At 48.6% G+C, this 14021-nt stretch carries 12 protein-coding genes; 2 read left to right on the top strand and 10 right to left on the bottom strand.

Annotated elements, in window-relative coordinates; all coding sequences use genetic code 11:
• Positions 1 to 7 precede the first annotated feature (7 nt).
• The 3 genes from urtA to FE839_RS21295 form a co-directional block, all read right to left on the bottom strand.
• Positions 8 to 1279 (bottom strand): urea ABC transporter substrate-binding protein, encoded by a 1272-nt coding sequence (urtA, locus tag FE839_RS21305; RefSeq protein WP_138362755.1) that lies wholly within the window; start codon positions 1277 to 1279, stop codon positions 8 to 10.
• A 176-nt stretch (positions 1280 to 1455) separates the two neighbouring features.
• Positions 1456 to 2559, bottom strand: a complete 1104-nt coding sequence (locus FE839_RS21300; RefSeq protein ID WP_138362754.1) for a cobalamin-independent methionine synthase II family protein — start codon at positions 2557 to 2559, stop codon at positions 1456 to 1458.
• A gap of 147 nt (positions 2560 to 2706) precedes the next feature.
• On the bottom strand, positions 2707 to 3099 hold the full coding sequence (locus FE839_RS21295; protein WP_138362753.1) for a rhodanese-like domain-containing protein: 393 nt from the start codon (positions 3097 to 3099) through the stop codon (positions 2707 to 2709).
• 67 nt (positions 3100 to 3166) lie between these two features.
• On the opposite strand from FE839_RS21295, the gene ftrA reads away from it, so the two are divergent.
• Positions 3167 to 4216: a transcriptional regulator FtrA gene (gene ftrA / locus FE839_RS21290; protein WP_138362752.1), complete on the top strand. Its 1050-nt coding sequence runs from the start codon at positions 3167 to 3169 to the stop codon at positions 4214 to 4216.
• A 95-nt stretch (positions 4217 to 4311) separates the two neighbouring features.
• The gene (gene mgtS / locus FE839_RS21285; protein WP_421808867.1) at positions 4312 to 4410 is read left to right on the top strand and encodes a protein MgtS; all 99 of its coding nucleotides are present in this window, start codon (positions 4312 to 4314) and stop codon (positions 4408 to 4410) included.
• A gap of 31 nt (positions 4411 to 4441) precedes the next feature.
• Here the strand turns inward: mgtS and FE839_RS21280 are convergent, their stop codons facing one another.
• The 7 genes from FE839_RS21280 to FE839_RS21250 form a co-directional block, all read right to left on the bottom strand.
• Positions 4442 to 5374: an ROK family protein gene (locus FE839_RS21280; RefSeq protein WP_138362751.1), complete on the bottom strand. Its 933-nt coding sequence runs from the start codon at positions 5372 to 5374 to the stop codon at positions 4442 to 4444.
• Positions 5375 to 5490: 116 nt separating this feature from the next.
• Positions 5491 to 6663: a carbohydrate porin gene (locus tag FE839_RS21275; protein ID WP_138362804.1), complete on the bottom strand. Its 1173-nt coding sequence runs from the start codon at positions 6661 to 6663 to the stop codon at positions 5491 to 5493.
• Between the two features lie 76 nt (positions 6664 to 6739).
• Positions 6740 to 8653, bottom strand: coding sequence for a BglG family transcription antiterminator (locus tag FE839_RS21270; RefSeq protein ID WP_138362750.1), 1914 nt, complete (start codon positions 8651 to 8653; stop codon positions 6740 to 6742).
• 10 nt (positions 8654 to 8663) lie between these two features.
• A complete protein-coding gene (gene mngB, locus FE839_RS21265; protein ID WP_138362749.1) occupies positions 8664 to 11297 on the bottom strand; it encodes a mannosylglycerate hydrolase in 2634 nt (877 codons plus the stop codon).
• 31 nt (positions 11298 to 11328) lie between these two features.
• Positions 11329 to 12435, bottom strand: a complete 1107-nt coding sequence (locus tag FE839_RS21260) for a PTS fructose transporter subunit IIC (protein ID WP_171034938.1) — start codon at positions 12433 to 12435, stop codon at positions 11329 to 11331.
• Between the two features lie 13 nt (positions 12436 to 12448).
• Positions 12449 to 12772: a PTS fructose transporter subunit IIB gene (locus tag FE839_RS21255; RefSeq protein ID WP_138362747.1), complete on the bottom strand. Its 324-nt coding sequence runs from the start codon at positions 12770 to 12772 to the stop codon at positions 12449 to 12451.
• The gene (locus FE839_RS21250) at positions 12769 to 13230 is read right to left on the bottom strand and encodes a PTS sugar transporter subunit IIA (RefSeq protein ID WP_138362746.1); all 462 of its coding nucleotides are present in this window, start codon (positions 13228 to 13230) and stop codon (positions 12769 to 12771) included. The genes FE839_RS21255 and FE839_RS21250 overlap by 4 nt, the downstream gene beginning before the upstream one ends.
• Positions 13231 to 14021: the final 791 nt, after the last annotated feature.

Genomic DNA, 14021 nt, shown 5'->3' with positions numbered 1-14021 from the left:
TTAATGCTTAGTTGCTGGTGCTTTTTACCGGGTGATCCGGTTTTTTATCGTTCCCGGGAATCCACGGGCTCCAGGGCTGGGCGCGAACGGGCTCGTCGGTCTGCCAGACCACGTTGAACTGGCCGTTGCTCTCGATTTCACCAATCATGACCGGCTTGTGCAGATGGTGATTGGTGGCATCCATGGTCAGGGTGAAGCCCGACGGCGCTTTAAAGGTCTGCCCGGCCATCGCTTCGCGAACCTTGTCCACATCGGTCGTGCCGGCTTTGGTGACCGCCTGCGCCCACATATGCACACCAACCCAGGTGGCTTCCATTGGGTCATTGGTCACGACCGTATCGGCATTTGGCAGATTATGTGCTTTAGCGTAGGCGCGGTAATCGGCGACAAATTGTTTGTTGGTGGGGTTATCAAGGGATTCGAAGTAGTTCCAGGCCGCAAGGTTACCTACCAGTGGTTTGGTATCAATACCGCGCAGCTCTTCCTCGCCGACGGAAAATGCCACCACCGGCACATCGGTCGCTTTCAGCCCCTGATTGGCCAGCTCTTTATAGAACGGGACGTTAGAATCACCGTTAATCGTTGAGACCACCGCCGTTTTACCGCCTGCGGCAAACTTTTTAATGTTGGCAACGATAGTCTGGTAGTCGCTATAGCCAAACGGGGTATAGACCTCTTCGATATCTTTATCCTGAATCCCTTTGGCGTGCAGGAAGGCGCGGAGAATCTTATTCGTGGTGCGCGGATAGACATAGTCGGTGCCGAGCAGGAAGAAGCGTTTCGCCCCGCCGCCATCTTCACTCAGCAGATATTCCACCGCCGGGATCGCCTGTTGGTTTGGCGCGGCGCCGGTGTAGAAAACGTTTGGCGACATCTCTTCGCCTTCGTACTGTACCGGGTAGAACAGCAGTCCGTTCAGCTCTTCGAATACCGGTAGAACCGATTTACGCGATACGGAGGTCCAGCAGCCAAAGACCACTGCAACCTTATCCTGGGTCAGCAACTGCCGCGCTTTTTCCGCAAACAGAGGCCAGTTTGATGCCGGGTCCACCACCACCGGTTCCAGTTTTTTACCCAGCACGCCGCCTTTGGCGTTGATGTCGTCGATAGCCATCAGGGCGACATCTTTCAGCGGGGTTTCCGAAATCGCCATCGTTCCGGAGAGCGAATGCATAATCCCGACTTTAATGGTATCGGCGGCATAAGCCTGAAATGACAAGCCCATGCTGATAACTGAGGCGGAGAGAACAAAAGCTTTTAATAATGTGCGACGCTGCATCTCTATCACTCCTTAATCGTTCAAAGACAAAAAATGAATTAACAACCAAGCAGAAGTGATAAGGCAAGAACGGTGCCAGGTTGCCAGTTAGCCTGAAAACACGGTGGAGGATAAGAGAGATGAAATGCGAGGAGCAGTGTTGCCCTAAGATGGTGCAACACTGCCCTATGAGGGAATTACCAGACCTGAGCGGCGATACCGGTAACCAGACGAACTTTATCCCACTGTTGCGCTTCGGTCAGTGAATTCCCCTCTTCAGTGGAGGCAAAACCGCACTGCGGGCTGAGGCAGATCTGTTCCAGCGGAACATACTGCGCGGCTTCCTGCAGGCGGGCTTTTACGCCTTGCGGATTTTCCAGCTCCCCATTTTTGGTGGTGATCAATCCCAGTACGACCTGCTGATGACCCGGACGAATAAAGCGCAACGGGGCAAAGTCGCCGGAACGATCGTTATCGTATTCAAGGAAGAAGGCATCGATATTGACGCTACCGAACAGCACTTCCGCTACCGGCTCGTAGCCTCCTTCGGAAATCCAGGTCGAACGGAAGTTACCGCGGCATACGTGCAGACCGATGGTCAGATCCTCCGGTTTCCCTTCCAGCGCTTTATTCAGGACCTCAGCGTAAATCTTCGCCAGTTCATCCGGGTCTTCGCCGCGCTCGCGAACCTGTCGACGCTGTTCATCTGAGCACAGATAGGCCCAGACGGTATCGTCAAGCTGCAGATAACGGCAGCCAGCATCGTAAAAAGCGCGGATCGCATCACGCCAGGTTGTGGCCAGGTCAGCAAAATATTCGGCGAGATCCGGGTAAACCGTCGCATCGATATCTTTACGTCCGCCACGGAAGTGCAGCACGCTCGGGCTGGGAATGGTCATTTTCGGCTGCGCGCTGCCGCTGATGCTTTTCAGATAGCGGAAATCCTCCAGCATCGGATGATCGCCAAAGCCCAGTTTACCCGTCACCCGGATACCGTGTGCTTTGGTCTGCACGCCATTAAACTGGATACCCTTTTCTGCATCGTAGCGCTCGACGCCCTGTAAACCGTCAAAGAAATCAAAGTGCCACCACGCACGGCGGAACTCACCATCAGTGACCACATGCAGGCCACACTCACACTGTTGCTGCACCAGATGACGAATCGCCTCATTTTCTATCTGCCGCAACTGCTGAGCGTCAATGGCACCCGCGGCCAGCTGCTGACGCGCCTGTTTAATGGCATCCGGGCGTAAAAAGCTGCCGACGATATCGGCGCGGAATGGGGGCTGATGGCGTTGCATGGTGTCTCCTTAGCGGCGGGGAGGATTAGTTACCCACCGTGATAGTTCATTTTTGAATTTTGGACTTCTGGATGGCTATATGTCCAGATAGTGTCATGCCAACGGTTCATCGGCAAACGAGAATATTTCATGTGACATGAAATAAATTCATTTTGCGAAAGGCAACCCCTCATCGTCCCAGCCGGTTAAGCCGCCGAGCATGATTTTTACCCGTCTTCCCAACCGCGCCAGTTTCAAGGCCGCAATATCCGCCCCATTGCAGTGTGGCCCGGCACAATAGACGACAAACAACGTCTCCGCAGGCCATTGGGCCATTCTGGCTTCATCTATCTCTCGGTGCGGTAAATGCAGCGCATCAGGGAGATGACGACGGGAAAAGCTCTCCTCGCTGCCAACCACATGCAGCAGGACGAAGTCGGTTTCACCGTCGCGCATCGCGCTATAAACATCAGCGCAGTCCGTCTCAAAGCTTAATCGGCGACGAAACCACGCGACGGCATCACTGGCACTGGCGGGGGCAAAAGCGGTTACAACACTCATGGCATCTTCTCCTTGTCTGTGATACCAATAAGTTAATCCTCCGCCTGCGACACATCTGCCAGCAACCATGACTAAAAACGCTGAAATCATGACAACTCAATCAGTGACGTTGTCACGTCATCGGGTGATTGCCCTTGCCTATGATGGCCTGTGTACCTTTGAATTTGGCGTTGCGGTAGAGATTTTCGGTCTGCCTCGCCCGGAAATGGGCGAACGCTGGTATCGCTTTGCTGTGGCTGCCGTCGATGACGGTGAACTGCGGGCTACCGGCGGCATTCGTCTGATGGCCGATGGCGATATGGCGCTATTAAGCGAAGCGGATACCATCGTGGTGCCCGGCTGGCGCGGGATTGACTCCCCTGTTCCTCCCGCGCTTTGTGAAGCCTTAGTCGCCGCCCAGGCACGGGGCTGCCGCATCATTTCTATATGCTCCGGAGTTTTCGTACTGGCTGCAGCCGGGTTGCTCAACGGACGTCAGGCAACAACCCACTGGCGCTATACCGATCAGTTGCACAGGCGATTTCCACTGATTGATGTAATTGACGATGTATTATACGTCGGCGCTGATGGCGTGATGACTTCTGCGGGAAGCGCCGCGGGAATCGATTTGTGTTTACATCTGGTACGGGAAGATTTTGGCGCCGAAGCGGCCAATATCGTCGCCCGACGCCTGGTGGTTTCCCCCCATCGTGATGGGGCTCAGGCTCAGCAGGTTGTGCGACCGGTGGCCAGAGCCCGGGAGAGCCTGCGGCTGGGGCAATTATTCGATTTTCTCCACCAGAATCTTGCCGTCAGCCACACCGTGGCCTCACTGGCGGAAAGAGCCGGTATGAGTCCGCGCACCTTATTGCGCCGTTTCGCAGACGCCACCGGTAAAACCCCTGCCCGCTGGCTGCTTGATGAGCGCCTGCAGCGCGCCGCACAACATCTGTCCTCCAGCCGCCTGAGTATTGAACAGATTGCTGAGTTATGTGGATTTGCCAGCGCCAGCACCCTGCGCCATCACTTTCGTCAACAATTTTCCCTCAGCCCGTTGCAGTATCGGAAAAGCGTGATGGCAGAGAATAAACGCAAGCTACCCGCTGGCGACGAATGGCAAAATCCGACAACGGGTTAACCCTTTGTTTAGATTGACCTGATTATAATCTCACCAACAACCGTAAGTCTGTTCAATAAGGATACCGTAGCGCATAGCAAAACTAATGGAGGTTAATGATGCCGGGAAATATGCATGTCTTTATGGCCCTTCTGGGAACCATTCTGTTCTTTGGATTTGTGGCCGCCTATCTAAGCCACAAATGGGACGACTGATGAACGACGATAATCCCCACCCCTTGGTGCATCAGCAACAGGGGGCGTTTTTATTTTCATTCTGCCGTACGGCAAGCCAGGCCGCACCGCGCATGCCACTGCTATCGCCATGCCGGGCCTTTACAATCGGCGTCTGAAACATATCAGTGAAAACCAGCGGGGCTACCTCCTTGTCAATAGCATCAATCAGCAGCGGTTCATTCGATAAACCGCCGCCAAGTACAATAATATGTGGATCAATAATGTTGACCACTGTCGCCAGCAAACGCGCCAGTTGGTAGCGAAAGCGTTGAATCTGTTCTTGCGCCTGAGACTCCCCTTTTTTGACTCGCTGTAGAATCTCTGGCGCGCTACAGCGCTTTGCGCAAAGCTGATAATAGCGCTCAGCAAGACCGGAGCCAGAAACAAAAGATTCGCTACAATTGCGTTTTCCGCAGTAGCAAATGACGTCAGGACCATCATCCACAGGGCGATAACCCGGAAGCGCAATATGCCCACATTCGGCCGCATTCCCCCATGCGCCGGGAAATAACTGCTGATGAATCGCAATACCGCCTCCGCACCCAGTCCCTAATGTTAAACCAAACACCACTCCATACCCCTGCCCGGCACCGTCACAGGCTTCCGAAAGTGCAAAGCAGTTAGCATCATTAGCGATAATGACCGGAGCGCCAAGTCTATCGGCCAGATCAGATTTTAAATTCTGACCATTTAGCACCAGAATATTTGAGTTTTTAATTCTGCCGCTGACGGGTGAAATACTGCCGGGTAGGGCAATACCTGTAGCCATATCAGAGTCGACCTTATTTCTGATGTCAACAATAAATGCCATAAGCCCGGCAATAAACATCTCATAAGTATCTTTAGTTGTGGACGTGCGATAACGAGCTACTTCATGCCCTGTGGCATCCATTACCACTGCGGCTATTTTACTACCGCCAATATCTATTCCAAGGTAAAGCATATGGTCTCCTTGTATCTTTTGGAGATAAACGAACCGGCCTGATGCAATAGATTAAATTAAAGCCAAAAAAAGTGCCCTTACAAATAACATGCAGCAAGCCGATTCAATAAAAAAAATTAGAAGTGATATTTAAATCTTACACGTGCGCCATAACGATCTTGATCATCATGAGTATTGTTAGTACTGATACGTGACCAATAGGCTCCCAGGTAAATATCAAAATTGTCCATATCCATCACATTACGAATACGATATGACGAATGCACAGTGTTGATGTCATACTTTCCTATAATAACGTCACTGGCATTTGTAACGTCCATATTACTAACATTAAACTCTTTAATGTCATTTTTTGCATAGATGTAGCCAAGTTCAAAATCACGCCATAGGGCGTTAATTCCAGCGCTTAAATCTTTTTCTCCCGTCGCATCCATATATGCCGTACTCATATTGATGATCATACCATTCTCAGGATTGTTTTTCTGCCCATTCCAGCTCACTGTTGCCCCATAGCCATTACGCCTGGACTGGTTGTTAAATTTCCCGTTGCTGTCCGTATAGCCGTAGGCATTATTCACCACGTTACTTTCCATGGCGATAGCAGCGGTAATCTCATTAAGGTTAAGAGAAATCACCGGGCGCATATAAATAACATTTTTTTTGTTTTCCAGACTATTGCCATGATAGTTGCTGTCCTGGAACAAACCGGTACCATCACGCGCCGTAGTGTTAAGTTCAAAATAGAAAGGCCCGCTTATTTTACTCAACTGGATAGCGCCACCGGAGCTACGCCCGCGCCCTTCTTTCATCATGTAGATATAGCCATAGCCATCGTCATACAGGTCGTTAGCCGTATTCCCGGAGTACTCAATATAAGTATCCTGGTTAAGGGGGAACATATCATAGGCTTCATATCGTCCAATCTTGATTTTCCAGTTATCTTCCTGACCGAAGAAAAAAGCGGCGTCATCCAGATTCATAGAACCAGAGAGATCCGCAAGAGGCTGCACGGAAAAACCGGCAAACTGATTATTACCGGAGGTCCGATAGCCATCAAGGCCAATTAAAATACGACCATTAACATCCCAACGCTCAGCATCGCCAGCTTTCCAGTCTTTACCTGCACTGGTTTTAAGCGAGGTTAATTGTCCGGTTCGGCTGGCACCATCGGTATTAAACTCGACGTCGCCATAAAGCTTCAGACTTCCTTGCGGTGTATCGAATGTCATCGCCGATATTGCTGGCGCGGAGATCGCAAATAAGGCACAGAGATAATATCTATATTTCATCATTAACCCCTTTGTTATTTTTAGATAAAGAGCAGCACATTATTAAGCGCACCATTAAGATGCGGCTTAAATATTTTTATAAGAAGTAATTTTTTGAAAAAGAAATAAATTCGGCGTAGTTATTACACTGGCTCAGGCTATCAATCACATCATCATCCAGAATATTCGTTAAATAGTCATAGATAAGCATGCTATCAATAAATGCGTCTTCACTAATTGCCAGCATAAAGACCAGTTTTATTAATTTACCAGGCTCCCATTCGATACCTTCAGGGAAAATAGCAACGGTAACCATCGTACTTAATGCGACTAAACCTAAAGGATGGGGAATAGCTATTTTATCGTCCAGTAAGGTCGATGCCCGCCCTTCACGTTCAAGAACTGATCTATAATATTTTTCATCCACTCTACCTTGTAACTGTAGCTGTGATGAGAGGAAGTTGATTAGCGATTCTTTTGTATGAGTCTGACTATCAAATACAAAAAAGTGTTCCGCAGAGAAATAGTTCACCATCGCTTCTGGCTGCGCATTATCTGCGCTAAGAAAGTATTTCATATTCTCCAGTTGCCATCGTTCCGGCAGCGGCGGCAAATTGATGACCCGGCGATTTTTCTCTTCAATCTCTACCAGGCTGATGACCAGACTCTCCTCAACGTATGCCATCATCTTGTATTGTTCAACCGAGATACATTTGGTGATCGAAATATTCGGGTACATGCGCACAATTTTCTGGCATACGATTCGGGTAGAAGCGCTGCCCTGATCGCTCACAACCAACGCGGTAACCGTCTTGCTCTCATCCTTCAGATGAGTTTCCTCCAGAATCGCGCCAATGTGCATGACCAGATAACCAATTTCATCGTCGCTTATTTCTCCGGTAAAAAAATGCGCCAGTTCGCTAAATGCCGCAAGGGTCATTTCATACATTAATGGATAATGACGTTTAATCTGTTCAATCAGTGGATTAATAATTGTTATGCCATTATTAACCCGAATACGCATGGATTTAATATGATTAAGCAGATTCTTGCGCGCCAATTCATCGTAATTCACATCACAGAACCACGAGGTGCTGACATAACTGAGAAAGTGGTTCATAACCGCCTGTTCGGCAATATATGCCTCCCCGGGCGGTAAGGCCCCTTCGCGCTGAGTTGAGCAAAATGCCGCCAGATTCATGGCCAGATAATCTATTTCACTTTGCGGAACATTCGTTGCCGTCCCCGTCAGTAGCCGTGCAAAAATTTCGCCTGCGAACGCTTTAATATCAGGATCGGCATTTGTAAATTCATACTCAAGTAACCAGCATTCACCGCGTATACGTTCGCAGGTGATCGCACACATCAGAGTAAAAAAGCGCATATTCACATCGCTCATTACCAGACCGTACTGAACTAAATACTGGCTTAATATCTTTTTGATATCAGAAATATGCACATCTGATGAAAACAGGGAATAATAGTCGTCTTCTACTTCTTTTGAACGCAGCAGATGATCATACATGCAGCGGCGCAAAGCGATTTCACTTCCCGAAAGTCGATATTTGTCAGTTCCTTCAGCATGAATATCCAGTTCATAAAGAGCAAAGTGGCGCTTCAGTAAGTTAATATCGTTTCTCAGCGTGTAGATGCTGATAAACCACAGCGATTCCAGCTCTTCCAGAGAGATTTCCACATCCTGCCGCATAAACGCGGCCAACAAAGCCCGCCTCCGCTCAGACGTAGAACGCGTCTCCTTCCACGGCCGCTGCGACTGCTCAATAAGCACTCTGTGCCCCGCCGGATTATCTATCTTAATGGAATAACCGCGTTTTCTGTCGTAAATGAGACTGTTACCGGAGCCAATGATGACATCGCTGAGCTCTTTCAGATCATTACGAATCGTACGAGTGGATACATTCATCTCCTTCGCAAGCTCGGTTTGCGTCGCGCTTTCCTGCGCTATATGGTTGAAAATATCCCTGATCCGCTTATTGGTAAACAGTCTCATCTTTCTCTCTTTATTCGATTTCTACGTAGACAGTCTGCAGGTCATTTGGCTTAAGCGTTACCCTTTCCCCGGCGGGCGTTTTCTCATCCAGCATAACGTTGTATGACCCTTCCAGCGTCGGGATTGTCACAGCAGTTTCCAGATTAGGGTTGTAGAAGCGTATAACCAGCCCATCACCTTGCTCCGCGCACTTCACAACGCTGACTTGCGCATCATTCGGACCATCAGGCAACTCCAGCAAACTGTATTCCTGCGGATAAGATCTCGCTTCATCGCTCAGGCAGAAGCGCAGACGACCATTCAGAAAGTCGCTGTCCTGATAAACAGGAAATGAGGTCAATAACGCTTTCGAGACTCGCGCATGCTGCGCCGCATCAAATACGCCGCTGAAAATACGCCAGCCAAAGGTAAAGGACAACATACCCAGAATTTGTGCATCCGGAGTGGCCACGACCGACTCACCCGAAGCACGTCCCGGACGGTAGAGCAGATTTTCTTTGCCCATAAAGCCGAACGAGCGGAAAAGGGTCACGGAAATCGTGTCAAAGCTATCGCCAACGATTTCATATTCCCGCACGCCATTGGTATGCAATGTGAATCCATGATTGTCGTCATGCAAATTAACGTAGCTTTGCATCGGCTCAATAGATATCGGTTTTTCATGCCAGTTTTCCGCTTCCCATACTTGTAGCGCATTGCTCAACTGCACCGGGCGAGCCACAACTCCAAATAATTGATCGGCATAAGAAACATTGGCAAGAATATCGGTAGCAAAGTGGACGCACAGGCGATGGCTGAGCACCTGATTATCCACATCAATCGCAAAGCGAATCATATCATCGTGCTGAAGCATGACGCGTACAGCTACCTTCATTGCGCAATCCCTCACGCCCTGCGCACGTCTGGCAAGATCACCTGGAACGTGTAAAACATACTCTAAGTTCAGAGACTGAGTCAGGTCATTGCTTGTGCGGCTGACGGCGGTCAGGCCCCCCTCTGAAGTAACAACCAAATCACCACGCGGCGGAGAATAATTATAAGAGTCGCCATCGTCGCCGTTCTCCACCAGTAACATCTGACGCTCATAGCGCTTACCGCTGGCTTTATGTGTAATGGTTAACAGGCCATTTTCTTCAACATCGATCCGATATGCTCTGTTTTCGATAACCTGTCCACCGTCAGACGTCGTCCGGCTGGCGCCATCGGCTGAAAAATCCAGGATCCAGCGGGTATAGCCGAGCGCCGGTAAATCACTGCTCTTCACCGTGATTTTGCTACGAAAAACTTTTTCCGGCTTATGGTACGGCTTACCTGGATTAAGGCGTATCGTTTGATTCAACACATATTGAGTCAGCTCTGTCCGTTCCTCAATAAAATAAGGCAGCGCCCTACCTGCTGCATCGCGCAAAGTAAACGGAATACCCGGAAGCCAGGCATCAAAAGTCACCAAAGGTGCGGCAACATGAGTCTGTGGATTAAATACCGAAAACGTATAATCGTGCTCACGCGGCGTGCGTATAGCAATCAACCTGGTATGCAATTCCAGTAAATTCACAGCCAAATCGCGGGCTTGTTTATAGCGAAAGTAGATATCCTGATTCGTATCATCGCTATTGCAGCCGCCAATACTGTCATGGGCAGCATTGTAAAACATCAGCTTCCAGATATCGGCAATGATATGGGATGGATACGGCAGGCCAAGGCTGCGGCTAATCGCCAGCACCGGTTCAAGCGTGTTAACCAGCAATGCCTCAATCTCATTGTTGAGCAGCTTCAGGTCTGCACGACATGAGAATATGGTTTTATGTACCCGTGAGTGTTTACCCTCTGTCAATTCGCCCTGCAATTCCCGCGCATCGACCGCGGCTTCTTTCTCCAGTTCCTTAAGAAAAGTCAATGGATTAGCTATCTGATAATGGCGCTCTTTATCGCAGGCATTAAACTGCTCCACCAGTTCCGGGAGATTCTCTCGTATCGGAGCCTGATCGAAACCATGCGGATAAAGCAAATTTTTACGCACGCTACGCGCCTCAATTGACGACATTTTTTCATTCAGAAACTCAGCCATTGTTTCAGGCGTTTCATCAAGCAATCCGCCATAGTGGTATCCCCACGGCATCTGGACCGCGAACAGGCGATCGCCATTATCCCCTCGCCAGATAAATTCCGTTTCACGCAGCGTATTATCGGCAATACCGCGCCAGAAAAGCGCATGGTGAATGCCGAACTGTTTATATATTTGCGGCATATTGCCGCCCTGGCCAAAACAGTCAGGGACATACCCCACCATCATGCAATGACCTGCGTCTGTCGCCACCTGCATTCCGTACCAGAGATTACGCACAACAGACTCTTGATGAATAACCAACTGATCTGTCTGCGTATACCATGGCCCGGTAAGCAACCGTTTTTCGGCAATAAGTTTGAACAATACCTCTTTATCTTCCGGAGCCCACTGGAGATAGCTGTCAATTAACGCACTTTGCGCATCCAGAAGGTAGCACGGGAAATCATTGTTGCTCTCAAGTATCCGTATTACATTTTTAATGTGATTAAAAAGGTAAATGCGTGAGCGTGATGATGTAAAATACCATTCCTGATCCCAGTGGGTATGGGTATAAATATGGACAATTCTATTTTTCATATAACATCTCCCGTAGCGCAAAGTGCAAAAATTAATCAAACTTTATTTCAATTTCTTCCGCATCACTCTTTTTACTCAGTTTAAGATCCGGCTCATCATCGTTAAAACTTACAAGCATGTTTGCGCCGACAGCAATAATAGCTGTGCCGACCAAAGCACCAATAAAATAGGCCCAGGGATTACCAACAGTAAATCCACCATATAATCCTCCGAGCGGCGGCATAATTGGATAGGCTTTTAAAAGCGCGACCGTCACCGATCCCAGCGTCCCGGCCAACACGTTAAGCGGGATCAGGCGTGCCGGATTGCGCAAAGTAAACGGAATCGCACCTTCAGATATTCCGAGAATACCCATGATAATGGAGCCATTTCCCGCCTCTTTCAGCGTTTGATTGAAGTTGTGTGGTCGTAAGAAACGCGCTGCCGCATAACCCAACGGAGGAATAATAATCGCAACGTTAACCAGTATCGCGGGAAGATATACGCCGCTCAAAAATAGGACATTAGCCGTTCCCCATGCCGCCTTATTAACCGGGCCGCCAAGATCGAAACAAATCATTCCACCAAGGACTGCAGCAAGCACAACCGTACTGGTACCATCTTCCGTCATCCTCTGTACCCACGCCATCAACGAAGTGTTGAGCCAGCTCAGGACATCGCCCAGCAGGAGCAGCATAATGACAACCTGCAGTCCCACTGTGATAAACGGCAAAATAATCAGTGGTACGGAACTCGCTGCTGAACCGGTAATGCGAATCTTACGTGCAACCCACTCTGATGAGTATCCCGCAAGCAATCCTCCCAGAACTGCGCCAAGGAAGCCTGATCCCGTTAGCGAAGCTATCAAACCTGCAGTAAAGCCCGAGGCCAGCCCTTTTTTACCCGCGATGGAATAGGCTACATAGGCACCCAGTACATAGTTCATCAAGCCGATAATCTTAAAACCAATGTTCTGAGTAAGATAAAGCCAGTTTTGCAGACCATCGCTATTTGCAAAGGCATCCAGATTAGACTCACCAATTGCCAGGCCGATTATTTTGGCCACAGCAACCATCAGAGAACCGGCAATAATGACAGGTAGTGCGTAGGAAATACCCGTCATGAGATGATTTTTTATTTCAATCATTATTTTTTTCATGGCATCACCGATATTATTTGTTGCGACGGGCATCAACGGCCGAAACACACTTAGAAATAACGTCAGAGGCGTGACTGACACATTGTCCTATTTTTACCCTAATAATTATTTTGCCGGAGAAACGCTCCTCTTCTTCAATGGTACGATCGGCCGCGATGAGTACAAAATCAGCAGCGTTAATTTCCTCAGCTGTAATTTTATTCATGATACCCATAGCACCCTGCTGCTCTATTTTCACCTGATGACCGAGACGAGCTCCTTCTTTTTCCAGAGACTTAGCCGCCATTGGCGTATGAGCTAACCCGGCAATACAGGACGTAACGCCGACAATTTTCATAGTTCCTCCTCAACGGAAATGCGTGACTTCATATATTGGAATAACTCTTCTACATCGTTAACCGCAAAGAGTTGGTCGCGAAATTCATCATCAACTATCTGACTGGCAAGGCTATTTATAATCTGTAGATGCAGAATTTTAGCGCCAGCCTCAGGTACCAGGAGGCCAAAAATAATTTTCACCGGTAGACCATCGAGGCTCTCCCAGTTAATCGGGCGCTGTAGACGGATAAAAACAATACCGGCCTCGGAGACGTTTTCCGTTTTAGCATGCGGGATCGCAATTTGGCTCTCAAACCCCGTTGAATACTGGTTTTCTCGAGTCCAAAGATCTTCTTCAATCTTATCGGCATCATCAGCCCATCCCTGAGCCACAGCATGTAAAGCAAGGAAACGAAAAATTTCCTTTTTATCCCTGAAGGACTGATCTAAAAAAATATTCTCTCGTGCAATGAGCATATACGTACATCTCCATCCGCGTATTACGTCAATTAAGATACGTATATACTAATGTTTATTTTGTCTAAGTGCTGACAAACGTTTTCCGCCTTTCACAGGAAACGTTTTCTTTACGGTGAGAGGAAAAAAGCGACACGGATCAAAGAACACTAATATTTTGTGATGGGCGTCATGTTTATGGATAAGTGATCACAAAAATGATAATGACATTGCGCTGTTTTCGTGAAACATTCGTTATGGAAAAACATAAAAAACTCAATGGGATTTGCCTCGATAACACTGCCCGTTGGTTACCTGTGTAAGCATATTTGCCATAATTCGCATCATCGACGCTAAACATGGTACATATTAATACCTGGCAACCACCACTCTGGCATTCTACTTTATAAACCGGAAACCGCCTCATCATCAATCTGCGGTTAAAAAGCGCCTGGCCTTTATCACCGAGCCCCTCGCCGGCCAGTCGTTCCGCCAACACCGGCCTATGCGATAAATAATGCAGCTCGAAACGAAAACCGGGAGCCTGATCCTGACTTCACTGCCCCCCTCCCGCAAAGTGAGTGGATACGTTACCGTCTTGATGGCGAGGCATTAGACGCATTTGCTGTGCCGGGAACGACTACCGGCTAACCGTTGGTTATATAAGTCAAAGATGATGCTCCACATATTTTCCTCCCCAATATCGCCTCAAGGTATAACACCGCAACAAAAAAATTATTCCCTCACAGCGGATTGTATCCATTAGCTTTTCGGTTCATTTGTTCCGAATGATTAATGGCGAGTGGTACCGT

Source organism: Klebsiella indica (genome assembly GCF_005860775.1).
Classification (GTDB): domain Bacteria; phylum Pseudomonadota; class Gammaproteobacteria; order Enterobacterales; family Enterobacteriaceae; genus Klebsiella; species Klebsiella indica.
This window is presented reverse-complemented; position numbering and strand designations above follow the sequence as displayed.